Here is a 23,594-nt window from a genome sequence, read left to right as displayed (position 1 = left end):
AACGATTTGAATGCAGAATAAATTTTATTTGTTTAAAAAATGGTAGAGTAATTATTCTAAAAAACATTGACTTACTTCTATTCTTTCATTAATTTTTTAAAAAAGAAGCCTTTTCTCGCACGATGAAAAAACTGAGCATACATGCGCGGGATGAAAATAGGCGATTGGAGTTGATCACTCCGTCATATTCGATCGCTACATGTAAAGTTGATTTAAGTGATCTAATCTTAATATCTTGTATACATTAAAATGTAGCCTTAAGTTTTATTTGGTGGTATTGAGATTGCAAATAAATTCGTAAAGTCATCATGAACGTGTATATCACCATCAAAGACTGCGCATATAGTCTACGATTTTAGATGCAAACAGATGTTCCTGTTTTTCGATTTGTTCTGAAATTTCACCAACATCATTCATTTCATCTATATTTAGACTTGCATTCAAAACTGCGTTTAAGTTCATTTTTTCGGCAGATTGAGTGGCTTGAATTTCTAAATCGATGATGTGCTTTAATTCCTCTACATGGGTTTTAAAGCCGCGTAGCATCTCTAATTCTGTACGTGTAATTTTTTGAATAAATTGTTGTTGTAAGTTAATTTTATTTTGTTGATTTGCTTGTTTAAATAAGCTGCTAAAGGATTGATTTAAAGCATTTCGTTTCTGTTCTATATCACGTTTAAGCTGTTTGTAATGAATCCAATCCGTGACATATTCAGGTGGGTTTTGTTGTTGAATAAAATGAAATACTTGTGCTTCAAGGTTTGAGTTTAATGCACTGATTTTTTCTAGTTTAGTGCTTATTTCACTATCGTCAGTATTGTGCTTGTCATCTACAGCCTTGATTTCACTGTGTAGTACATCTAACCATAATTTTTGAATTTCAGTGAATTCAGGGGTATGTGGATGTAAAGCTTCAAGCATTTTCACTAAGATTTTATTTTGTTGCTGACCGTCTATTTTCATTTGCGCATAGCGTTCATCAAGATCATCAATGCTCGAGGTTTCAAATTTTTTTTGATATTCCTCATTCACTTTTGTAGCTTGAGATGCAAATTTTTGATATGCGAGCCAATCATCTACTATGTTGAGCTGTTGCTGCGTATGCGTCGTTGCAATGTTAGGTTCAGCCATAACCAACTGCGGATCGCTTAAAAGCAAGACTGCGCTCAGCATATATTTTTTCATATGAATGTCCTTATTGTTGAATTAGGGAAGATGGCGTCCTAAGCTTCTTAAAATGTGGCATAACTGAATCATGGGCATGCCCATTAACGTGGTTTGATCTTGACCAATCATCTGTTCAAATAACGAAATTCCCAAACTTTCACACTTAAAGCTACCTGCACAATGCAAGGGTTGGTCTATTTCGATATAACGTTGAATTTCTGCAAGGCTTAACTCACGAAACTTGACATGATAATGTTCCACCAAAGTTTGTTCAAAACCTGATGCTGCATGTTGCACACTGAGCGCTGTACTGAAATAGACATTTTTACCAGCATTTGCTTGCAGTTGTTGAATGGCTTTTTCTACAGTTAAAGGCTTACCGATAAAATCCTGTGGTGCATGCTCACGCCAAGCGACTTGGTCAGAACCAATGACAATGGCGTTCGGATGATCTTTGGCAATTACTTGTGCTTTTTCAAAAGCAAGCCGTTTTGCCAGATCATCGGCATGGATTTCACCACGCGGTGATTCATCAATCTCAGGGGAGATACAGTGATACTCAAGTCGCAAACGGTTCATTAAGTCTTGTCGTGTTTGACTTGAGGATGCCAAGATAATTTGGGCATGTTGTAGCTTAAAATCAGACATAAAAATTAAATCGCATATTCCATTAATACATCTAAAGGCACATGAGCTAAAACGGCTTGATGACATGCCTCGGCTTTAACACGTGGAGCTTGTCCATCTTGATAAGCCTGTACCCAACGTGTCACACATAAACACCAAAAATCACCCGGCTGTAAACCCGGAAAACCATGTTCAGGGAGTGGGGTAATGAGGTCATTGCCCATTTTTTGTGAATAGCTGAGAAATTCAGACGTCATTTCCGCACAAACCGTATGCTGCCCTAAATCAGTTGTTGCTGTATGGCAAAAACCATTACGGAAATAACCTGTGATTGGGGAAAAGCAACAGCTTGCCAAAGGCTGACCAAAGACATTTAAACCATTAATTTTAGGATCAGGATGAAAAGACATAAGCAGTTAAATATTTGAAGTTTGCCTTATAATAATCAAATCTCAACATTTCTACAGCTTTTCTACAAAAGTCGCTAACCTTTTTTTGCGTAATCATTTAGAATCAGTGCGATTTTTAATATCTAAAAAGAGAGCTATATGAATTTTCAGCGTATGACTGACCTTGATTTAACGGGCAAACGTGTTCTGATTCGTGAAGATTTGAATGTACCTGTTAAAAATGGTGTGATTACTAGCGATGCACGTTTACGTGCAGCTTTACCGACAATCAAACTTGCACTTGAAAAAGGTGCTGCGGTAATGGTGTATTCACATTTAGGTCGTCCTGTTGAAGGTGAGCCAAAACCTGAACAATCTTTAGCACCTGTTGCAGCATATTTAACTGAGGCTTTGGGTCAAGAAGTTAAATTATTTACAGATTATTTAGAGGGTGTTGAAGTGGCAGCAGGTCAAGTGGTTTTACTTGAAAACTGTCGTTTTAATGCAGGTGAAAAGAAAAATAATCCTGAACTTGCTCAAAAATATGCAGCGCTTTGTGATGTATTTGTGATGGATGCATTTGGTACAGCACACCGTGCAGAAGCTTCAACTGAAGGTGTTGCGCGTTTAGCAAAAGTTGCAGCAGCAGGACCTTTATTGGCTGCTGAATTAGATGCTCTAGGTCGTGCATTGCAAACACCTGAAAAACCAATGGTGGCAATCGTTGCAGGTTCTAAAGTATCCACTAAACTTGATGTGTTAACGTCACTTTCTGATATTTGTGATCAATTGATTGTGGGTGGTGGTATTGCCAATACTTTCCTTGCTGCGGCAGGTTTCAATGTGGGTAAATCATTGTGTGAAAATGATTTGGTTGATACGGCAAAAGCGATTGCAGCAAAAGTTTCTGTTCCACTTCCAACTGATGTTGTGGTTGCGGATGCGTCAGAAATTAACTTTGATGATTTCTTAGGTTCATTGGCTGCTGCAAAAGCAGTTGTGAAAAAAGTTGAAGATGTTGCAGATAATGACATGATTTTAGATGTTGGTCCTGAAACAGCAAAAGCATTTGCAGAAATCTTAAAAACATCAAAAACAATCCTTTGGAATGGTCCTGTTGGCGTATTTGAAGTGGATCAATTCGGTGAAGGCACAAAAGCACTTTCATTGGCAATCGCTGAATCTGAAGGCTTCTCAATTGCAGGTGGTGGTGATACTTTAGCTGCGATTGACAAATATGAAGTTGCAGACAAAATTGGTTATATCTCTACAGGTGGTGGTGCATTCCTTGAGTTTGTAGAAGGCAAAACTCTTCCAGCGGTGGCAGTATTACTAGAACGTGCATAATATTCATGTAATATTTTGACCATAAAAGGGTTGGCTTTGGCTCACCCTTTTATTTTGTATTCACTTTTTAGTCATAAAAATGAAATATATCTGAAATAAACTGAGCGCTATTAAATCACCCGATGTGGAAAATACGTGATGAAATTTAAATTAGCACTTGCAACACTTCTAATTGCTCCACTTGCATTGACTGCATGCTCTAAACAAGAAAAAGCACCTGCTGCTGAACAAGGTACAGCATCTGCTGCTGTCGCAACTGATACAGCATCAGAAACAGTCACAGCAGAACAACAAGCTGCTATTGATGCATTGGATCAACCTGTTTTAGATGAAAAAAATACAGACGTTCCTGCTGAAAAAGCCAATGCACCTGCAGATGCAGCAACACCTGAAGCTGCGGAAGCACCTGCAAAAGCTCAATAATTTAAATCGCTTTGTTGTTATTTGTTAAAAGCCCCTGCATTTGCAGGGCTTTTTTTTGAAATAGTCAATATTGTTGCTGAATTGAAACAAATCACAGGGTAGAATATGCCACATTACCTGGGAGGATATTATGGCTCTTATTTCATTGCGCCAGCTCTTGGATCATGCCGGTGAACACAATTACGGCGTTCCAGCGTTTAACGTAAACAACTTAGAACAAATGCGTGCAATCATGTTAGCCGCAGATGAAACAAATTCACCTGTAATCGTGCAAGCTTCAGCAGGTGCGCGTAAATATGCAGGTGCTCCATTCTTACGTCACCTTATTTTGGCAGCGATTGAAGAATGGCCACATATTCCAGTGGTAATGCATCAAGACCATGGTACAGACCCTGATGTCTGTCAGCGTTCAATCCAATTGGGCTTTTCATCCGTAATGATGGACGGTTCTTTGGGTGCAGATGGTAAAACACCAACAACTTATGAATATAACGTTGATGTGACTCGTCGTACAGTTCAAATGGCACATGCATGTGGTGTTTCTGTTGAGGGTGAAATTGGTTGTTTGGGTAGCCTTGAAACAGGTATGGCGGGTGAAGAAGATGGCGTAGGCGCAGAAGGCGTACTTGACCATTCACAACTTCTCACTTCTGTTGAAGAAGCTCGTAGCTTTGTTGCAGATACCAATGTTGATGCGCTTGCAATTGCTGTAGGTACTTCACACGGTGCGTACAAATTTACACGTCCACCTACAGGCGACATTTTGGCAATTGACCGTATTAAAGAAATTCATGCGGCACTTCCAAATACACACCTTGTGATGCATGGTTCAAGCTCTGTGCCACAAGAATGGTTGGCTGTGATTAACCAATATGGCGGCGACATCAAAGAAACTTATGGTGTTCCTGTTGAACAATTGGTTGAAGCGATCAAACACGGTGTACGTAAAATCAACATCGATACAGACTTACGTTTAGCATCTACAGGCGCAATGCGTCGCATGATGGCTGAACAACCAAGTGAATTTGACCCACGTAAATTCTTTGCAAAAACTGTAGATGCAATGAAACAAATCTGTGTAGACCGTTATACAGCATTTGGCACAGCAGGCAATGCAGACAAAATTCGTCCAATTTCTTTAGAGAAAATGGTTGAACGTTATAAATAATTCAAATTGAATGATTTATAAAAAAAGCCCACTAAGTTTTAGTGGGCTTTTTATTGAATTAAACATGGGATGAAAGGATCGTAATGGAGCTTATTTTTTCAGCAGCCTTGTGTAGTGTACTGGTGTCGATCCTGCTTAAAATTGCAAAGAACAAAGGTTATGATGCCTTGCAAATGATCACATGGAATTATGCCATTGCCAGTGTGTTGGGTTATTTATGGTTTAAGCCTGATTTTGCCCATATTTCTATTGCACAAACGCCGTGGTGGTTGATTGTTGTATTGGGAATGGTGTTACCCAGTATTTTTCTATGTCTTGCTAAATCATTACATACTGTTGGTATTCTTAAAACCGAAATTGCACAGCGTTTATCGGTGGTTTTATCTTTATTCGCTGCATATTTTTTCTTTCAAGAACAATTTAACCTGTTAAAAATCATCGGTGTTGTACTTGGGATTGGGGCAGTATTGTGCTTGATTGTTTCAAAATCTACATCAGATGTCTCGCCAACCACTAAGCAGGGCATATTTTATCTGCTTAGTGTATGGATGGGCTATGCCTTAGTCGATATCTTACTGAAATATACAAGTAGTTTAGGTTTACAGTTTGCAGTCACTTTAAACTTGATGTTTATCTTTGCATTTGTCTGTTCAGTACTTTATTTGCTGTTTAAAAAAGCACAATGGCAAACAAAAAATATTTTGGGTGGGGCAGTTTTAGGGATCTTGAACTTTGCCAATATTGCACTTTATGTCAAAGCACACATTTTATTGAAAGATTCTCCTGCGGTTGTATTTGCAGGGATGAATATTTTGGTGGTGTTATTTGGTGTGATTGCAGGGTTATTGATTTTTAAAGAAAAGTTAAAAGGACTGACAGTGTTGGGTTTGATTTTTGGTTTGGTTGGTGTGGTCTGTTTGGCTTTAGCGATTTAAAGAATTACATTTAAATCATGTAAATGTTTTGCAATACAGTCATAGAAATATCATTTTATCATCATAAAAATTTAAACCACATAGCGGAAAATAGGCGAGAGCTTTCTTTACAATGGTGTGTGTGCCATGAACCAAGATCTATTTTCTACACTCTATGCGTCACTTTATCAAAATCAAGTACAGCTCATTCCTCTACGTGAGGAACATGAGCAGGCACTGAGCGAAGTGAGTCAAGATGGTCGGTTGTGGGAACTACACTATACTTCGGCACCACATTATTTAGAAATGAAGACATATATAGAAAAAGCTTTAACTCAAAAAGCTCAAGGCTTGCGTATTCCTTTTGTGGTGATGGATCAGCGTGCAGGTCGAATTGTAGGAACAACCAGTTTTCGAGATTTTGATTGGGCTGTGCGCCGAGTAGAAATCGGTTATACGTGGTATGCACAATCTGTGCAACGTAGCCATATCAACACCAATTGTAAATTTTTACTTTTACAGCATGCTTTTGAAGTTCTACAAGCAAATTCGGTGATTTTAAGAACGGACATTCTTAACCTAAAAAGCCAAAAAGCGATTGAACGAATTGGAGCAAAACGTGATGGCGTTTTACGTCAGGATGCTTTAAGAAAAGATGGTTCAATTCGAGATACGGTAATGTTTAGTATCGTGCGTGATGAGTGGGTAGAAGTGAAAAAACATGTGAACCAACTACTTACTAGAAAATAATCACAAAATAAAAAGCTTTGGTTTATTAACAACTGTCTAAATGCAAACGGTGTTTGCCACAGTGAATACATTGAAACAAATAAGCACTGAAATCACTGTCTATAGTTAAATGATGTTGTATCCATTCTAATGGAATATTTGAATTTTCAATATCTTCAAGAACTTCATGCAAAATGGGTTGTAATAATTTACTAGTAGCATAATTGATGAATTGACATGGTTCATCACAGTGTATAAGCCAAACTTGTTGTTGCCAACTGGCATAACTTGGTGTGCGATGACAGATTTGATCTACAAACTCATCTGTAATGGGGTATAAAACATTCACGATTTCATCGTCATCAATAAACTCGGTATTTTCAATGCCTATATCATCATTAAATGACCCTTGATAAAGCTTCGCGGCTGCACCATTTTTAATACACCATGGGCAAATATAATCTGGTGTATCTATGCTATAAAAAGAGCAGTTGTATTTTAACTCTCGTTTTTCATGACAAATTGAGCAAATTCCATCTTCTTTTTCAAAGATATTTAGTATGTAAGCATTGGGATGGTACTTAAAGTGAGGATAATTCATGGTTTAATTCTTTGAATATAAATAGAATAATAGAAGTGTTGTATTAACAATAAAAAGCTTCTCGAAAACTGTCTATTAACTCAGGTGGCACACGGGTCGTTTGCCCATTAGTACGCATAAAAATTTCACCTTTATAATATAATGGTCGATCCGCTTTATTACATTTAAACACTAAAATGGTTTTTCCTTGTATTTGAATATCTTCAAGTGTCGAATAAATATTAGAAATTTTATGACTTTCATGCGCGAGTTTGTCAATCAAACTACGTTTCATCAAGTCTAAAGAATTATTAAAAAAATCCTGCATTTCTTGTTCTATTCCCACGATTTTTAAATCATCAGCAACCCCAATAAAGACATAACCATTTCGTGTATTCATAAATGCAAAACAAGCTTTAATCCAACGATCAGATTTACGATTGGTTAATAGGTCAGTAGTACGTTCCTTAAATTCAACGCGTTGATTTTCTCCAAGATGAATTAAGTTGAGATAATAATCAATATGTGATTTTTGTTGATACTGTTTGAGTATATTTTTAATTTTGTCTAAGGATGTATAAGCGACTACGGTCTCAAGATTCTGAATATTTTGCCACAGGTCAATCAGTTTGATTTTATGCTCAATACAAACATCTGAATCTGCTAAAAAATCAAAACTTTGATTTAAAACCTTTAAAATTTCACTATAGATCTCATGGCTATGGATCGGAATTGAGATTTTATTCAAGGTTTCTTTTAGTCGTTCAATTTTTCTATGAAACTCAAAAGGCTCTTGATAAAAACTTAAATATTTAAACTCATTTAAAATATGTTCATAGGGGCGGTGGAAAGAAGCAGGAAAAAGTTGTTTAGGTGGAGTGTCGATATATTTTTCTATTTTTTGAAAATAATATTTCAGTGTGGAATATTTTAAAGATTGATAAATATTAATTTCAAATTTTTCTGAAAGCTCTTTGGTGGTATAGGACTGAAAAAATAATAAAGTTTGGATTTCTTTATAGCTAGTGGGGTAGTCGTGCCAATGGGTTTCTAAAAACTCATTAAAGTTTTTAAATTTATTGGTGATATATGTGTTTAAATCCATCACACACCTTTTCCTTGACTGTATGGTGTTTTGTATTTTCAACAAATATGTCAACAGACTATTTATATCACCTTATGTATAAGTGATTTATATTTAGAAATAAAGATGTGGTGTTATTTTGTGCGCTAAAATTGTTAGAAAATATAGCAAATATTTCACTTTGGTGAATAAAGCGATTTATAATCAGCTCTGTACAACAAATCCAAATAAGCCACATAGGCTTCCACTTTTAGTCAGTCCAATGATAAGTCTTGGCAGAACACAACCTGTAATGATGGTTCCTTTTGGATAATTATCCGAATTAATTTGTTCTAAAAGTGTTGAGTCGCCAATCCGAACACATGCACAATCGATAAAATATTTTTGTGATGTAAACCATTGCATCATTTTATGCCAAGTATGGAAATAGTCAGGTGACGATTCTTCAGCATCCTGCTTTACTTCTTGCCACCATGTTGTATTTGTAGATAATGGTTCAGTCGTAATCGTTGCCAATGGAAAAATGGTATTTGCAAAATAATCTAAAATTAGTTCAGATGTGATATAGCGTGTCGAGGTCGCTTGAGATTGAACAATATAAAAATTTTGAAAATAATCTCCTGAGTTTGAACCCATACCGACTTCAGTATTTTACATCAAATTGGTAATTTCTAAGCTGAGTTTTTGGCATAATTTAAGTTCATTATTATTAATAGTGTGATTTAGTGGATTGCTTCGTTTGGAAATTGTTCCATCATTATAAACGATAGTCTGTTGGGAAAGAATATTGTTGGGCTATTCATCTTATGCGGAACCTACATCATAATTTTGCATACATTTTGATAAAATTTGAGTTCTTTCTAAGCTGATTTTTAATTTTTCATTCACTGTTGTTTTCTCACTTATTTTCAAGCTAAATCAATCATACAAACGATAAACTCCAGTAAAACGTTCACACCCTTTTTGCTCTGTTTTAATCGTTAAAATCGCTTTTTGAAAATTCATTTGATATTTACAATCATGTTCATTGTCCACAATCTCATTTTTTTTATCGGGTGTCGTATAAGCAAGTAGGGGAATACTTTGTTTGTCTTTGTGATTATTTGGATTGCGATAAGCCAATCCTTCAATTTTAATACGATCTTTGCTGAGCTGATGCACTTGAATATGAACAGGTTGTTTAGATATTTCCCCTTGTTCATATTTGATAAAGTGTTGCGTTAAACTTTGATTCATCGACGTATAAAAATTTAAATCTTCAAGGCGCAAATCGAATTGTTGCTTAAAACAGTCCGTATTTTTACATTGTTGAATCTGCTTAAACCACAATTGGTTGGTATCATCAATTAAACGGATGGGTGCATCTGTGACTAAATATGCGGTCAGATATTTTTCATTCAATTCATCACGCAATGTTTCAAATGTCGAACTACATATTTTTGTGTTTTTGCCTGTTTGTGTTTGATCGCATTGCACAGGAATGGCGTACACGGCAGCGCATATTCCATAAAGAAATAGACCTGAAATTAAGCTTTTAATAGGATTAAATTCTGTATTCAACAGCATGATCGCTTATACTTTCACAATGTTTGCATCCGTACTATACGAATTCGAAAGTACGAATACAAGATGATTTAACTTAAAAATCTGTATAAAGGAGCTGAAAATGATCATACCAATTCGCATTGGACAAGGAATGGATGTACATGCTTTTGAGGACGGTGATTTTGTGACTTTAGCAGGGATTCAAATTCCGCATACACAAGGTTTGAAAGCACATTCTGATGGTGATGTGGTGTTACATGCTTTATGTGATGCATTATTGGGTGCTTTAGCACTAGGTGATATTGGTCAACATTTCCCTGATACAGATCCAGAGTTTAAAGGTGCTGATAGCCGTAAGTTGCTTAAACATGTATATCAACTTATTTTAGATCGTGGCTATGTACTCAATAATGCTGATATTACTGTGGCATGTGAGCGTCCAAAATTAGCAAAACATAATTTAGCAATGCGTCAAAGTATTGCAGATGTATTAGATGTTGATGTGACGCAGATCAGTGTTAAAGCCACCACCACTGAACAATTAGGTTTTACAGGGCGTCAGGAAGGCATTTTATCGACTGCGACGGTGTTGATTAGTCATCACAGTAAATAATGTTAAAAATTGCTGAAATAGAGATCGATGCTTTATTTCAGCATCATAAGCAGATTAATGTTGCCAAAAACCTGCAATGATTCGATGCGTGTGTTGATGTTGAAATAAATATAATGCGCCATAAGCAAAAATATATGAACCTTGTAAGGTTGAATCTAAATCATAGTCTTCATCGATTTGCAAATAAAACACATAATCTTGTTGGAGATGCTCAAAATAATAGGCATTATCTTGGATTAATTTTGGCCGTTCTGAATAAGTAATAAAGTTAAATTGAGACTTTTTAACACTTTTCAAAGGGCTCAAATAGCTTTTACTTAGATTAGGAAGGCAGAAAGCAACGGCATTTCCTTCAGCTGAAGCATCATGTTCAAAAACTTCAATAGCAATATCGGGGAAAATTTGTTGATCAATCCGAGTATTAAAATCGTTGTGCACAAAGATACTTAAATATTTTTTAGGATTTTCTTTTTTCTGAACGGTTAAATAGAAGCGATAATCTCCAAACGAGGACAATTTGTCTGCCAGAATGGCTGGAGGACAACCTCCAATCCAACCGATTGCATCAGTTGGATGGTCATCATGGATTTTGGAGATGAAATTCAATTAAGCAAAATGGTCAGCATGCATCAAGGAATGTTGCAAATCTAAAGTGGATTTACGACCTTGCAATTGTAAACTGACGGCATGAATGAGTCCTGTCCATGTTTCATTGGGCTGCCAGATTTCATGCATCAACTCTTGAGCTGTAGGCATGTCCATATCCATAAAATACTGGCGATATAAATACATTAAGCTGCTGACACGCATATTTTTAGCACAGTGTACCCAAACGATTTTTTCTTGTACCAAATGTGCGACCAGATCCAAAACAAATAAGCATTGATCGTCAGCTGGCGTATCCCAAGAGATCGGAATTTGAATATAATTTAACCCAAGTTCAGCACAAATTTTATCTTCATGTTCAAGATGTGGATTTGCATCTGTAAAAGCGAGATTAATGATGGTATCTACACCATATTCTTTAATCTGTTTCAATTGTTCAGTAGTAGGTTGTCCTGAAGTGAATAAGTGTTCATGGACAAACTGAAAGTTTGCGATTTGACTGAGTTCTTGTTCAAGTTCGTTCATAGCATTCTGACAGGTAAAATATAATGACATCATAAACAAAAAACGCCATCTATGTAGATGACGTTTTTGGCTAAATTAACGATTTGGCAATATTTCTTTTAAAGCCGCATCCATTTCAAGCAAGGTTTTTTCAGTGGTTTCCCAGTCGATACAACCATCTGTGACAGATTTACCATATTCTAGGTCACATAGATTTTCTGGAATGTCTTGGCGACCACCTTTAAGGTGGCTTTCAACCATAATGCCGACAATCGACTTATTACCATCAAGAATTTGCTCTGTGATGTTTTTGAGTACCAAGGGTTGTAAGTATGGGTCTTTATTTGAGTTTGCATGACTGGCATCAATCATGATTTTGTTGCTGACTTTGGCTTTAGCTAAAGCATTCTCAGCTTCCGCAACCGAACCTGCATCATAGTTTGGTTTACCATTACCACCACGTAATACCACGTGTGCATATGGGTTACCTTTGGTGCGAATGATAGAGACTTGACCTTGATCATTCAAACCTAAGAAACTATGACCATGTTTTACTGATTGCATTGCATTGGTTGCAACCGTTAAACCACCATCTGTACCATTTTTAAAACCAACAGGTGAAGATAAACCTGAAGACATTTCACGGTGAGTTTGGCTTTCAGTGGTACGTGCACCAATGGCTGACCATGAAATTAAATCTTGGTAATACTGGGGTGAGTTTGGATCAAGTGCTTCAGTGGCACATGGCAAACCTTTTTCATTTAGTTCAACCAAGAGCTTACGACCAAGACGTAGACCTTTTTCGATATTAAAAGAGTCATTCATGTCTGGGTCATTGATCAGACCTTTCCAACCGACAGTCGTACGTGGTTTTTCAAAGTAAACACGCATGATGATATAGAGTGTATCTTTAACTTTTTCGCTCAAGACTTTGAGACGATCAGCATATTCATGTGCTGCTTTTGTATCATGAATTGAACATGGTCCAATCACAACAAAAAGACGTTTATCATTGCCATTTAAAATATTGCGGACAGTGTCACGACCGTGAAGTACAGTTTGATAAGCAGTTTCTGTTAATGGTAATTCTGCTTTTAATTCTGCTGGAGTTACAAGTGGTTGAATGCTTTGTACATTCACATCATCAATATCTGATTGAGTAATAGGATTAGACTGTTGTGTATTCATTGCCGTCACTGGATATTCGATCATACAAAAGTATTTTTAGTGGTTTGAATATAACATGAATTGATTCAGGTTTTGTTTAAATAAATCATTAAAACTTTAGTATCAATTCATAATTATTAGTTATGTATAAATGATTAATATTAAACTTGATGTTGTTGGTCAACCTGAATAATCATCGCCGAATGTGGTTTTTCCACAGGCTTAGATTTAACAGGATTAATAATAAAGTTTACGCCTAAAGCAAATAAAGTAATACCTAAAATTTTACGGATGAGTTTTTCAGGCATTTTCGAGCTGATTAATGTTCCAACGATAATGGCTGGAATTGAACCGACTAATAACCACCCAAGTAAATGAAAATCAACATTACCCGATGTCATGTGTGCAAAACCTGCTACAGCCGTCAGTAAGACAGCATGAACCACGTCTGAACCAATGATGCGGATCATCGGTAAATGAGGGAACATTAAAATTAAAGCCATGACTCCAAATGCACCTGCACCCACAGAAGATAAAGTCACAAATACGCCTAAGACTACGCCCATGAATACAACAAATGCACGTTTACCTTCGATTGAAAACGTCTGTGTAGTCTCATCGACTCGCTTATTTGCACGGAATTTGGCAAAGAATTTTTCAATCTGTGCACGGAACATGATCGATAAACCCGTCAGTGTAAGCATAAAACCTAACACCACAGTGAGTACTGTTTTATAATGGCTTGAACCACTTAAATAATTTTCAAGTACCCAATGGGTAATAAAAGATGCAGGAATACTGCCGAGCGCCAGCCAAAGGACAATAGGCCAAACAATATTGAGTTTTTTAGCATGTACCAATGAACCACAAAATTTGGAAATGGCGGCATAAAGTAAGTCTGTCCCAATTGCAATATGGGGTTCTATTCGAAATAAACTGATCAGAATAGGCGTCATTAATGACCCGCCACCCACACCTGTAATACCTACGCAGAAACCGACCAATACACCGGCTAAAATAAATTCGACTGGACCAACCATGACTTAAAATGCCAAATAGCAAAAAACTCGCATATCTTATGACTATTTCATATAAGTCGTTGTCTTGATTGTTGATTAACTTATTCTAAAAATTGCTAAAGCCTAAAAAAGTTTTATTGAAAAAAAGAGGGAAATGACCTGAATAAAGCCCAGACATGCTAAGATAATTCAGTCACTTTAGAGGATGTTATTTTGCAAAATCGAAAACTTAAAATTGGAATTGTGGTGGGTGAAGTATCGGGGGATACTTTGGGCGCAAAACTCATCCGTAGTTTTCGTGAGCAAGGCATTGATGCAGAGTTTGAGGGCATAGGTGGTCCTCAGATGATTGCAGAAGGCTTTAACAGTTTTTATCCTATGGATATTTTATCTGTGATGGGGATTGTTGAAGTACTCAAAGATATTAAAAAATTGTTTGCGGTACGTGATGGTTTGGTCGAAAAATGGACTGCTAACCCTGTTGATATTTTTATTGGGATCGATGCACCTGATTTTAATTTACGTCTATCTAAAAGTTTAAAGCAAAAAAATCTGCCGATCAAAACCGTACAATATGTCAGTCCTTCTGTGTGGGCTTGGCGACAAGGGCGAGTACATGGCATCAAAGCCAGTATTGATTTAGTGTTGTGTCTATTTCCATTCGAAAAAACATTTTATAAGAAATTTGATGTACCTGCGGCATTTGTTGGTCATCCTCTTGCAAGTACATTGTCATTACAAAACCCGATCTTAGATGCAAAACAAGAGCTTGGTTTAGACTTGAGCCAAAAGCATATTGCTTTATTGCCTGGTAGTCGCCGTGGAGAGATTGAGCGTTTAGGTCCTTTGGTCTTAGATGCTGCACACATCATTTATCAAAAGCATCCTGAATATCAGTTTATTATTCCTGCAATTAACGATGCGCGTAAGCAGCAGATTGAAAATTTATTAAAGCATTATCCAAAAGAATTAACAGATCAAATTCATTTACTAGAAAATACTGATCAAGAATCCAAAATTGGTCGTCAGGTGATGAATGCTGCCAATATTGTGGCGCTTGCATCAGGTACAGCAACCCTCGAAGCATTGTTATTACATCGTCCAATGGTGACATTTTATAAGTTGAATTGGCTGACTTATGTGATTGCTAAATTGTTGGTGAAAATTCCATATTATTCATTGCCCAATATTATTGCAGGAAAAAAAGTCATTCAGGAGTTGATTCAGTCTGATGCGACTCCTGAAAATTTAGCTGAAGAAATTGAAAAGTTGATGAATCAGGAAACAGCGCAGATTCAGGCAATGCAGTTGATTACGATGCATAAGCAATTATTATCTGATAATAGTGAAGATTTAGTTGAAGCCGTTTTGAATCTATTGGACTCATGATTCTAGCAATAGAGTAATGCCCCTTAATACCTAATGATAAAGGGGCTTGTTATATATTTTATTAAGAAATCACTCAGCCCTAATTTTCAATTCATAACCTGTATATTTACGAATATTGATCACACCTGTATCCATGATGAGATATTGACCTTTAATGCCTTGAAGTTTGCCGCGAATAATTGGAGTTTTATCCAAATTATGTGACTTAATCTTTTCAGGATAACAATCAACAGGGTAGACGAACTCACGAGGCAGTTCATTTTCCAGTATTTCAACATTTTCATTGAAATCTAAACTCATACTGAACTCATCACGAATTAACTCAATTTGTGGTTCAAATTCAGTCAATAATTCATCACGAATTGAAATCAAATCAATAGGTTCAGCTTCACCTTTAAGTAGTTTACGCCAATCGGTTTTATCGGCAACTTGTGTGCCAAACATGACTTCAAGTTGTCCTGAGAGACGACGTGAACCAACTTTCATAATGGGTAAGGCTTGTGTTGCACCTTGATCTAACCAACGTGTTGGCATTTGACCCAGACGAGTAATCCCTACTTTTAAAGCACTCGAATTTGCTAAATAAACAATATGTGGTTGAAAACAGACTTCTTGTGCAAAGCTTTCTTCACGACAGGTGCCTAAATGATAATGACAGGTTTCAGGTTTCATGATGCACATATCGCAAGACGCTTTAGTCTTCATACATTTAAAGCAATGACCTTGCGAATAAGACTTTGGTGTTTTAGCCCCACAAGACACACAATAAATATTCCCTGTGGCTTCGATTTCAATGTCTTGACCCAAACTAAATGGAAGCTCAATTTCTGAACGATCTAAAATAAATTTATATTCAACATTTGCCTTATGAGTTTGTTGATCAGTTACACTAAGGTCTTTTAGACCTGCATGCATTTTATGGCAAATGCCTTGTAGTTCCATGTTTAATTACTCACTCAAAAATAGGTGCAGTTATGGCTGAGCAAAATGTCATCACTTCAATGCTAGACGATTTATCAGAAGAACAGCCAATTCTAACCGCAATGTGTATTGGGCAAAATTTAGCGCAATACAATTCATATCATTCAATTCAATGGCAGCATTTTAACGTATCTGAGTTTTTAAATCTGCCTTTTACCCAGCGATATGATTTGGGTTTTGTATTATTCGATACGGCAGAAATGTCGAATGTGTCTGAATCAGAGAAATCACAAATTTTAGTCAAATTACGTGATTTGATGGCGAAACGCATTGTGGTGACATGTAAATTACAGGATGAGCGCTTGCTCAGGGCATTGGGCTTTACTCAGATGATTGATAAAACATTACATGAAAATGATTTTGCTTTGTGGCAATTTAATATTTTAACCTATAAACATGTGCCTGATTGGTTTAATTCTAAGTTTTGGGCAAATCCAGAAAATTGGAATAAATTTCGTTGGTAATTATCTCATATTAAATTTTAAATAATTGAATATTGAAGAATTTTTGCTGTTATCTGTGGGCTAAAACTGCTAAAAATAACCCATGGCGTTTGAGATTTATATCATTGAGTATTGATATCTTGCAAAAACATAACAAATTGTGTTTTGGTGAATAATTGAAAGCGCAGTATTCTAAAATTGGATACAAATTAAAAACTGACATCAAAAGATTAACGTAGGAAAAAATCATGACAAATTTAAGCAATATTGTGGAAATTTTAGCCAAGCAAGCTTTAGGTGGGCAACAACAATCCCAACAAGGTGGTTTAGGGGGAGGACTAGGTGGAGTCTTAGGTTCGGTACTTGGTGGTTTAGGCGGTCAGCAACAATCACAACAAGGTGGACTCGGTGGCGTGTTGGGTTCAGTACTTGGAGGACTAACAGGTGGTCAGCAACAAGCGCCGCAAACACAACAAAGCGGTTTTAATGCACAATCCCTACTCATTGCTGTTGTGCCTTTGATTTTGGCTTGGATTCAAAAAAATGGTGGTTTGCAAGGCGCGCTTGATCAACTGAAAGGGCAAGGTCTTAGCAGTCAAGTTGATGATTGGGTTTCTACAGGTGAAGGTGCGAATGCCAGTGTGAATGAACAGCAAGTACAAAATTTATTTGATCAAAATGAAGTTGAACAAGTTGCGCAGCAAGCACAAGTACCAACACAAGATGTATATAGTGCAATTTCTTCTGTATTGCCTGAAATTATTGACTCACTCACACCACAAGCGGGTCAAACCAATCAAGATGAAGCGAATAACGATATTCAAAATGTCATGAAATTAGTTTCAGGATTTTTAAAGTAATTTAAAAGTTTCTATAGAATATATGCAATATCAATGACAGCCAAAATATGCTGTCATTTTTTATTTTCACTGCTCAAAAATGTGCAATGTAAGTATGCAGAGTTGTTCGATCCATGCAATTTTTTCAGTAAAAATCATCATTTAAAATAAAGTTGTTGCTTATAACAATTTTCGACTTAGCTCAATATCATTAACCAATTTTCACTTTTCTGTCATTGTCGATGTATTTAGAAAAGATAATACAGATAATAAAATGTTTTTAATTGTTATTTATTCATTGGTTTAAATTCAAATTATGATAATACAGAAGCTGTGAGATGCTTGGTTTTTATGCATTTTTCAGATCATTCAGATGATCATAAAGAAGTCAGTCTGAACTTCATGATACATCCAAAATTGACAAGATTTTAAAATTAAAAATAGAGAAGGTCAGACTTCTCATAGCGCACAATATGATCAGAAATATAGAGATTGATCTCTATCAAGAAATAAGGAAATCCTATGAGTGATACACATGTTTATCAACCTCACGAAAAGCGTAATCGGATTATGTCAATTGTGGGTGCAGCATCGGGTAATCTAGTTGAATGGTTTGATTTCTACATCTATGCAGCTTTTGCAATCTATTTTACCCACGCTTTAACTGCACCCGATATGGATGAATCGACTAAAGCAATTTATGTATGGGGTGTATTTGCAGCAAGTTTCTTTATGCGTCCCATTGGTAGTTGGTTGTTTGGACGAATTGGCGACAAATATGGTCGTAAGCGCTCAATGATCATTTCAATTACCTTGATGGCAATCAGTTCATTTTTATTTGCCTGTTTACCGACTTATGAACAAGTTGGCATGGCAGCCCCGTTTTGTTTGCTTGCTGTCCGTTTACTGCAAGGGTTATCTGTAGGCGGTGAATACGGCACTGTAGCAACTTATATGAGTGAAGTTGCACTCAAAGGTCAACGTGGTTTTTATTCTTCGTTTCAATATGTCACGTTGGCAGGTGGTCAGCTATTAGCCAGTTTACTTGGCGTCATTATGTTGGCGTTGATGAGTAAAGAAGAACTGATGAATGGTGGGTGGCGTATTCCATTTATCATTGGGGGTGTGGTGGCGATTTTATCGTTTTTTGCACGTCGTCATTTAAAAGAAACTTTATCGGAAAATGACAGTCAAAAAGAGGGTTCAGGCAGTTTAACCGAGTTATTACGCAATAACTGGCATACCTTTTTATTGGTGGTCGGTTATACATCGGCAGGGTCTTTGTGTTTTTATGTCATCACGGTGTATTCAAAAACTTATATTACCAGTTTAGGTTTTGAAGATCGTACAGTGGGTTATATGATGACGATAGCACTTTTTGTCTTTATGTGTGCACAGCCTTTATTTGGAATGTTGGCAGATCGCATCGGTCGCCGAGCATCGATGATGTTATTTAGTATTAGCTGTGCCATTTTTATCTATCCTGTCATGGTCATTCTGATGCCAAGTTTTAGTGGTTCGCCTGTCATCGTGACTTTATTACTCATTTTACTGATGTTAATGCTGAGTTTTTACACTTCAATTAGTGGCTTAGTGAAAGCAGAAATGTTTCCTCCACATATCCGTGCTTTAGGGGTTGGTTTTGCCTACGCGGTTGGGAATGCAATTTTTGGTGGTTCTGCGCCTGCTGTTGCATTGAAATTTAAAGAATTAGGACATGAAAATACATTTTTTGTCTATGTGGTGATTATGCTCATCATCTGTTTATTTTGTAGTATGCAATTACCCAAACAGCCGAAATATTTACATCATGATGTATAAGTATTTTCTTGCTAATAAGCAAAGACTGAACTGAATGTTCGGTCTTTTTTATTTTTGGATCCGTTATTATATGATCATCCTCAAGATAACAATGAAGTGGAGAATATGAAAAAAATTGTCATTTTTTCGGGTGCAGGAATGAGTGCAGAAAGTGGTATCAGCACTTTTAGAAACAGCAATGGCTTATGGGAAAATTATGATGTCCGTCAAGTCGCTACGCCTGAAGCATGGCAAGCGAATCCGGCTTTAGTACAAGATTTTTATAATCAAAGACGTCAAAATATTTTAAATGCCGAGCCAAATGCAGCCCATCATCTGATTGCTGATTTGGAAATGGACTTTGATGTGCAGGTCATTACCCAAAATATTGACGATTTACATGAACGTGCAGGTAGTAGTGAAGTATTGCATTTACATGGCAATATTCGTTTGGCAAAAAGCTCAAAACCGAATGCACAGTATGCAACGGAATTTTTTCCGATAGAGGGATGGGCGCTTGACTTAGAAAAAGACAAATGTCCTGAAGGTTATCCATTACGTCCGCATGTGGTTTGGTTTGGTGAAGCTGTACCTGCTTATGATCAAGCGATTCAGTTATTACAAGATGCTGATATTTTTATTGTAATTGGCTCAACGTTGAGTGTTTACCCTGTGGCAGGTTTAATTCACGAAATTCCGACCCATTGTCAAGCCTATTATATTGATCCAGAAGCGAGTTACGCACGTGTACCAAAGCAATATCAATGTTTAAAAATGAATGCAACAGAAGGTATGCAACAGTTAGTTGCACAATTACGTGCCTAATTTACATTAGGGGGGGTTATCAAAACGATTTATTCAAGTGTTTTGAGCATCCAAATTTCACAGGCATGGCTATGTCCTGTGTTGCCTTTCGGTGCTGTTAAGTGTTCAAAGCCTAATTTCTCATACAATCTAACTGCTTGTTGTAACTGTTGCGTGGTTTCTAAATAACAGGCTTTAAAACCTCGTTGTTGGGTAAAATCGAAAGCTAAGGCTAAAATTTGTCGAGCAAAACCTAAACCACGAACTTCGGGTCGAAAATACATTTTTTGAATTTCTAAAATTTTGCTATCACCTTGCAGTGGCGATACGCCGCCACCGCCAAAAATTTCGCCATGTTCATTTTCAATGACCCAATATTGACTATTGGGTTGTGCATAAACCTTGTAAAGTTCATCTAAAATGGGATCTGCAACAGCAAAACCTGATTCGGCTGCTAAACCAAATTCTTTGGAAACGTCACGTATAATGTGAGCAAGTTGGGCATTGTCTTGGGGTTGAATTGGGCGCAGTGTATACATAACTTTATTAATGTAGAATCTAACAATAAGATTTTTATAACAAATAAATATCAGTTTGGGTGGTTTTTAAGATGTAAGTGATCAAATATTGAGTAAAACCAAGTCATAAAAAAACCTCCTTTTGACAAAGGAGGCATGGAAAAGGATCATGATCCTTGAACTTTATTTTAATTCACTTGAAGACTTACCGAGTTCACGACGTGCAATAATCAATTGTTGGATTTGCTGTGTACCCTCAAAAATATCTAGGATTTTAGAGTCACGTGCCCATTTTTCTAGCAACTCATCTTCGTTATAACCAACACTTGCTGCAAGTTCAACACATTTTAGCGTGATTTCGTTACCTACACGACCTGCTTTGGCTTTTGCAATAGAGGCTTCACGAGAGTTTGGCTTTTTATTGTCCGCCATCCATGCTGCTTTGAGCATCAATAAGCGTGCAGCTTCCCATTCTGCTTCCATCCGATAAATTTGTGCTGCAATATTAGAAGTTTGTAAATAGGGGGTGGCATAGTTGGCATCGAGCTGATCTTTAAAAATTTCTTTGATGCGTTCTAAGGACGCTTTGGCACAACCGACAGCCATAGCAGCAACCAATGGGCGCGTATTATCAAAAGTTTCCATCACGCCTGCAAAACCTTTGGCAACATCAATTTCAGCATTACCCAATAAGTTTGTAGCAGGAACACGACAATCAATAAAACTGATCGCAGCGGTGTCTGAGGCTTTGATACCCAATTTATGCTCAAGGCGCTCGACTTTCATACCTGCTGTACCTTTAGGCACAACAAAAGATTTAATCGCAGCACGACCGAGCTTTTTGTCTAAAGTTGCCCAAACTACAACGGAATCAGCACGTTCACCCGAAGTGACAAAGATTTTCTCACCATTTAAGATATAATCATCGCCATCTTTGGTTGCTGTGGTGCGGATTGCAGCAGAGTCAGAACCACAGCCTGGTTCTGTAATCGCCATTGCTGCCCAAGTCCCCTTAAAGCGTTCAAGCTGCTCATCATTGGCAACTGCTGCAATGGCAGAGTTACCTAAACCTTGACGTGGCATAGACAATAATAAACCTGTATCGCCATAGCACATTTCAATAATGCCTAGTGCAGTGGACATATTGGTCCCATTTTTATTACTGTTGTCTTGGTCACCGCGTTTGTTGATGGCTGCACCTGCATTTAACCCATCACCGCCATCGTTCATGCCATCAAGCAATGATGCAAGCATGTCGAGTTCTTTCGGATAGGCATGTTCAGCTTTGTCGTATTTACGTGAAATAGGGCGTAATACATTTAATGCAGTTTCATGTGCTTGATCAATCAACATTTTAAATTTTTTAGGATTTTGTAAATTCATGATAATTTTCCTGAGTTATTGTTGATTAAGCATGTAAGCCAGAATGTAAAATTGCGGTAGCACGCAAGTCGCGATACCAACGTTCAACAGGGTGCTCTTTGGTAAAACCATGCCCACCTAAGATTTGTACGCCATTGGTGCCAATTTGCATGGACTTTTCAGCACATAAAAGACGTGCTAAATACGCTTCACGGTGAAAGGGTTTGCCAGCTTCAGCAAGGCTCGCAGCATTCAGAACCAACATACGCATTGCATCAATTTCAATCGCCATATCTGCGATCATAAATGCCACACTTTGACGGTGTGAAATGGGTTCACCAAAGGCAGTGCGTTCATTGGCATATTGGATGCAATAATGTTTGACAGCTTCACAGGTGCCTACAGCCATTGCACACCACATCAGATTCCCTAAATCTAAAAATGCAGCGTAGTTAAAATCGTCATCGCCTAAGCGTAAAGCAGGGCTTTGATTAAATTTTAAAGTGACTGTTTCAGTGCCTTTTAGCCCCATAGCAGGACTTTTTTGATAACTGATGGACGTATCACGTTTGACGACAAAGACATCAGGCTTGCCATTAAGTTCTGCACTAACAATGAAAATTTCAGCAGATTCACCGAGTAAAACTAAAGTTTTTTCACCTGTAATGGTGAAATGTCCATTGCTCGACGTGGCTTTGGTTTTTAAACGGTAGGGATCAAAAGCAGGCGTCGCTTCTTGTACTGCAAATGTTGCGCGGAGTGCAGGATCTTCTGCAAAAGCAGGTAAATAAGTGGACTGAACTTGCGCAGAGCCCCAAAGGGTAATGGCATTGATTGTACTGAAAGTAGAAAGTAAGCCCGCAGCTAGTGAAAAATCACCTTTGGCTAAGCTTTCTGCAATTAACACATTACTTAAAATATTCTGTTCAGTCGCAACACCACCTAAAGCTTCAGGCAAAGCATAATAATTGATTCCTAAATCAAGACTATGTTGCCATAATTCCTCAGGAAATTTTTCATCGTGATCGGCTTGGTGTGCAAGCGGGTAAAGGACTTCAGCAGCAAATTGTGACATGGCATCAACGGTCATTTGCTGTTCTTCAGTCAGATTTAAGTCAAATAAATTTTTTGATTGAGCAGGTAAACGTTGTTTGCTTGCATCTTGATTGGACTTGAATTTTTTTTGTGAGGCAGAGAGCGTTTTAAAGCCAACTTTAGAGCCCTGATAAAGTGATTTTTCAATAAATTTGCGAAGTTTTAATTGGTCTAATAATTCGCTTCCCGCAATTTTTGTAATGAGATTTAAACCCAAACCTTGAGCTTTATTTACCATATTGGTCATTTGAATACCTAGTTTTTAGTGGTGGTATGCAAACTATCCTGACATGTGGTTTTATAAAAAACTATGTCAAAGTTGACGAAGTGGTATTAAGTGGATAAATGGAAAATAGAGCAGATTTATTTTGGTTAAATTGTTGTAAAATATCATTAATTTAAAATTTTAAAAATCCAACAAAAGTTGGCTATTGACTAAAATGACAGATTTAAAATTCTATCATTTTAGTCAAGCTCATAT

Annotated in this window: 26 protein-coding genes; 11 read left to right on the top strand and 15 right to left on the bottom strand. The window is 37.0% G+C overall.

Annotation, left to right across the window (positions count from 1 at the left end; all coding sequences use genetic code 11):
• Positions 1–327 precede the first annotated feature (327 nt).
• From HUV91_RS05725 to HUV91_RS05715, 3 genes are read right to left on the bottom strand one after another with little or no spacing between them, the layout of a single operon-like run.
• Positions 328–1,185, bottom strand: a complete 858-nt coding sequence (locus tag HUV91_RS05725) for a hypothetical protein (RefSeq protein WP_174492818.1) — start codon at positions 1,183–1,185, stop codon at positions 328–330.
• A gap of 21 nt (positions 1,186–1,206) precedes the next feature.
• Positions 1,207–1,815 (bottom strand): Maf family protein, encoded by a 609-nt coding sequence (locus HUV91_RS05720; RefSeq protein WP_130073750.1) that lies wholly within the window; start codon positions 1,813–1,815, stop codon positions 1,207–1,209.
• Between the two features lie 5 nt (positions 1,816–1,820).
• Positions 1,821–2,204, bottom strand: coding sequence for a DUF2237 family protein (locus HUV91_RS05715; protein ID WP_130073749.1), 384 nt, complete (start codon positions 2,202–2,204; stop codon positions 1,821–1,823).
• Positions 2,205–2,342: 138 nt separating this feature from the next.
• On the opposite strand from HUV91_RS05715, the gene HUV91_RS05710 reads away from it, so the two are divergent.
• The 5 genes from HUV91_RS05710 to HUV91_RS05690 all read left to right on the top strand — a co-directional run bounded on the left by HUV91_RS05710 (position 2,343) and on the right by HUV91_RS05690 (position 6,785).
• Positions 2,343–3,530 (top strand): phosphoglycerate kinase, encoded by a 1,188-nt coding sequence (locus HUV91_RS05710; protein ID WP_130073748.1) that lies wholly within the window; start codon positions 2,343–2,345, stop codon positions 3,528–3,530.
• A 138-nt stretch (positions 3,531–3,668) separates the two neighbouring features.
• On the top strand, positions 3,669–3,953 hold the full coding sequence (locus HUV91_RS05705) for a hypothetical protein (RefSeq protein WP_130073747.1): 285 nt from the start codon (positions 3,669–3,671) through the stop codon (positions 3,951–3,953).
• A gap of 130 nt (positions 3,954–4,083) precedes the next feature.
• On the top strand, positions 4,084–5,121 hold the full coding sequence (fba, locus tag HUV91_RS05700; protein ID WP_174492817.1) for a class II fructose-bisphosphate aldolase: 1,038 nt from the start codon (positions 4,084–4,086) through the stop codon (positions 5,119–5,121).
• An 83-nt stretch (positions 5,122–5,204) separates the two neighbouring features.
• The gene (locus HUV91_RS05695; protein ID WP_130073745.1) at positions 5,205–6,056 is read left to right on the top strand and encodes a DMT family transporter; all 852 of its coding nucleotides are present in this window, start codon (positions 5,205–5,207) and stop codon (positions 6,054–6,056) included.
• Positions 6,057–6,182: 126 nt separating this feature from the next.
• Positions 6,183–6,785, top strand: coding sequence for a GNAT family N-acetyltransferase (locus tag HUV91_RS05690; RefSeq protein WP_174492816.1), 603 nt, complete (start codon positions 6,183–6,185; stop codon positions 6,783–6,785).
• Positions 6,786–6,810: 25 nt separating this feature from the next.
• On the opposite strand, the gene HUV91_RS05685 is transcribed toward HUV91_RS05690, so the two are convergent.
• The 4 genes from HUV91_RS05685 to HUV91_RS05670 all read right to left on the bottom strand — a co-directional run bounded on the left by HUV91_RS05685 (position 6,811) and on the right by HUV91_RS05670 (position 9,994).
• A complete protein-coding gene (locus HUV91_RS05685; protein ID WP_174492815.1) occupies positions 6,811–7,365 on the bottom strand; it encodes a CbrC family protein in 555 nt (184 codons plus the stop codon).
• A gap of 43 nt (positions 7,366–7,408) precedes the next feature.
• Entirely contained in the window at positions 7,409–8,449 is a 1,041-nt protein-coding gene (locus HUV91_RS05680) for a helix-turn-helix domain-containing protein (protein WP_174492814.1), read from the bottom strand.
• A 183-nt stretch (positions 8,450–8,632) separates the two neighbouring features.
• Entirely contained in the window at positions 8,633–9,064 is a 432-nt protein-coding gene (locus tag HUV91_RS16600; RefSeq protein ID WP_228721845.1) for a hypothetical protein, read from the bottom strand.
• Positions 9,065–9,346: 282 nt separating this feature from the next.
• Positions 9,347–9,994: a hypothetical protein gene (locus HUV91_RS05670; RefSeq protein WP_130073741.1), complete on the bottom strand. Its 648-nt coding sequence runs from the start codon at positions 9,992–9,994 to the stop codon at positions 9,347–9,349.
• 100 nt (positions 9,995–10,094) lie between these two features.
• Here HUV91_RS05670 and ispF point away from each other — a divergent pair, with 100 nt between their 5' ends.
• Complete coding sequence (ispF, locus tag HUV91_RS05665; protein WP_130073740.1) at positions 10,095–10,586, top strand: 2-C-methyl-D-erythritol 2,4-cyclodiphosphate synthase; 492 nt, start codon at positions 10,095–10,097, stop codon at positions 10,584–10,586.
• Positions 10,587–10,640: 54 nt separating this feature from the next.
• Here the strand turns inward: ispF and HUV91_RS05660 are convergent, their stop codons facing one another.
• The 4 genes from HUV91_RS05660 to HUV91_RS05645 all read right to left on the bottom strand — a co-directional run bounded on the left by HUV91_RS05660 (position 10,641) and on the right by HUV91_RS05645 (position 13,903).
• Entirely contained in the window at positions 10,641–11,192 is a 552-nt protein-coding gene (locus HUV91_RS05660; RefSeq protein WP_130073739.1) for a hypothetical protein, read from the bottom strand.
• A complete protein-coding gene (locus tag HUV91_RS05655; RefSeq protein ID WP_174493596.1) occupies positions 11,193–11,717 on the bottom strand; it encodes a protein tyrosine phosphatase family protein in 525 nt (174 codons plus the stop codon).
• A 75-nt stretch (positions 11,718–11,792) separates the two neighbouring features.
• A complete protein-coding gene (locus HUV91_RS05650; RefSeq protein WP_174493595.1) occupies positions 11,793–12,884 on the bottom strand; it encodes a 3-deoxy-7-phosphoheptulonate synthase in 1,092 nt (363 codons plus the stop codon).
• Between the two features lie 140 nt (positions 12,885–13,024).
• Positions 13,025–13,903, bottom strand: a complete 879-nt coding sequence (locus tag HUV91_RS05645) for a sulfite exporter TauE/SafE family protein (RefSeq protein WP_174492813.1) — start codon at positions 13,901–13,903, stop codon at positions 13,025–13,027.
• Positions 13,904–14,095: 192 nt separating this feature from the next.
• Here HUV91_RS05645 and lpxB point away from each other — a divergent pair, with 192 nt between their 5' ends.
• The gene (lpxB, locus tag HUV91_RS05640; RefSeq protein WP_174492812.1) at positions 14,096–15,271 is read left to right on the top strand and encodes a lipid-A-disaccharide synthase; all 1,176 of its coding nucleotides are present in this window, start codon (positions 14,096–14,098) and stop codon (positions 15,269–15,271) included.
• 69 nt (positions 15,272–15,340) lie between these two features.
• Here lpxB and HUV91_RS05635 read toward each other — a convergent pair whose 3' ends face one another.
• A complete protein-coding gene (locus HUV91_RS05635; protein WP_174492811.1) occupies positions 15,341–16,213 on the bottom strand; it encodes a DUF2797 domain-containing protein in 873 nt (290 codons plus the stop codon).
• A gap of 32 nt (positions 16,214–16,245) precedes the next feature.
• Between HUV91_RS05635 and HUV91_RS05630 the strand changes: the two genes are divergently transcribed.
• The 4 genes from HUV91_RS05630 (at position 16,246) to HUV91_RS05615 (ending at position 20,159) form a co-directional block, all read left to right on the top strand.
• Positions 16,246–16,716: a DUF6231 family protein gene (locus HUV91_RS05630; RefSeq protein ID WP_174492810.1), complete on the top strand. Its 471-nt coding sequence runs from the start codon at positions 16,246–16,248 to the stop codon at positions 16,714–16,716.
• A 227-nt stretch (positions 16,717–16,943) separates the two neighbouring features.
• Entirely contained in the window at positions 16,944–17,555 is a 612-nt protein-coding gene (locus HUV91_RS05625; protein WP_130073733.1) for a YidB family protein, read from the top strand.
• A 501-nt stretch (positions 17,556–18,056) separates the two neighbouring features.
• The gene (locus tag HUV91_RS05620) at positions 18,057–19,355 is read left to right on the top strand and encodes an MFS transporter (protein WP_130073732.1); all 1,299 of its coding nucleotides are present in this window, start codon (positions 18,057–18,059) and stop codon (positions 19,353–19,355) included.
• A gap of 105 nt (positions 19,356–19,460) precedes the next feature.
• Entirely contained in the window at positions 19,461–20,159 is a 699-nt protein-coding gene (locus HUV91_RS05615; protein WP_130073731.1) for an SIR2 family NAD-dependent protein deacylase, read from the top strand.
• Positions 20,160–20,188: 29 nt separating this feature from the next.
• On the opposite strand, the gene HUV91_RS05610 is transcribed toward HUV91_RS05615, so the two are convergent.
• The 3 genes from HUV91_RS05610 to HUV91_RS05600 all read right to left on the bottom strand — a co-directional run bounded on the left by HUV91_RS05610 (position 20,189) and on the right by HUV91_RS05600 (position 23,351).
• Positions 20,189–20,677 (bottom strand): GNAT family N-acetyltransferase, encoded by a 489-nt coding sequence (locus tag HUV91_RS05610; RefSeq protein WP_130073730.1) that lies wholly within the window; start codon positions 20,675–20,677, stop codon positions 20,189–20,191.
• A 162-nt stretch (positions 20,678–20,839) separates the two neighbouring features.
• A complete protein-coding gene (locus HUV91_RS05605; RefSeq protein WP_174492809.1) occupies positions 20,840–22,039 on the bottom strand; it encodes an acyl-CoA dehydrogenase family protein in 1,200 nt (399 codons plus the stop codon).
• 25 nt (positions 22,040–22,064) lie between these two features.
• The gene (locus HUV91_RS05600) at positions 22,065–23,351 is read right to left on the bottom strand and encodes an acyl-CoA dehydrogenase family protein (RefSeq protein WP_174493594.1); all 1,287 of its coding nucleotides are present in this window, start codon (positions 23,349–23,351) and stop codon (positions 22,065–22,067) included.
• Positions 23,352–23,594 lie beyond the last annotated feature (243 nt).

The sequence above is a fragment of the Acinetobacter sp. Marseille-Q1623 genome (assembly GCF_902809895.1).
Lineage (GTDB): Bacteria > Pseudomonadota > Gammaproteobacteria > Pseudomonadales > Moraxellaceae > Acinetobacter > Acinetobacter piscicola_A.
Note: the sequence above shows the minus strand (reverse complement) of the source record. Positions and strands in the feature narration are given on the sequence as shown.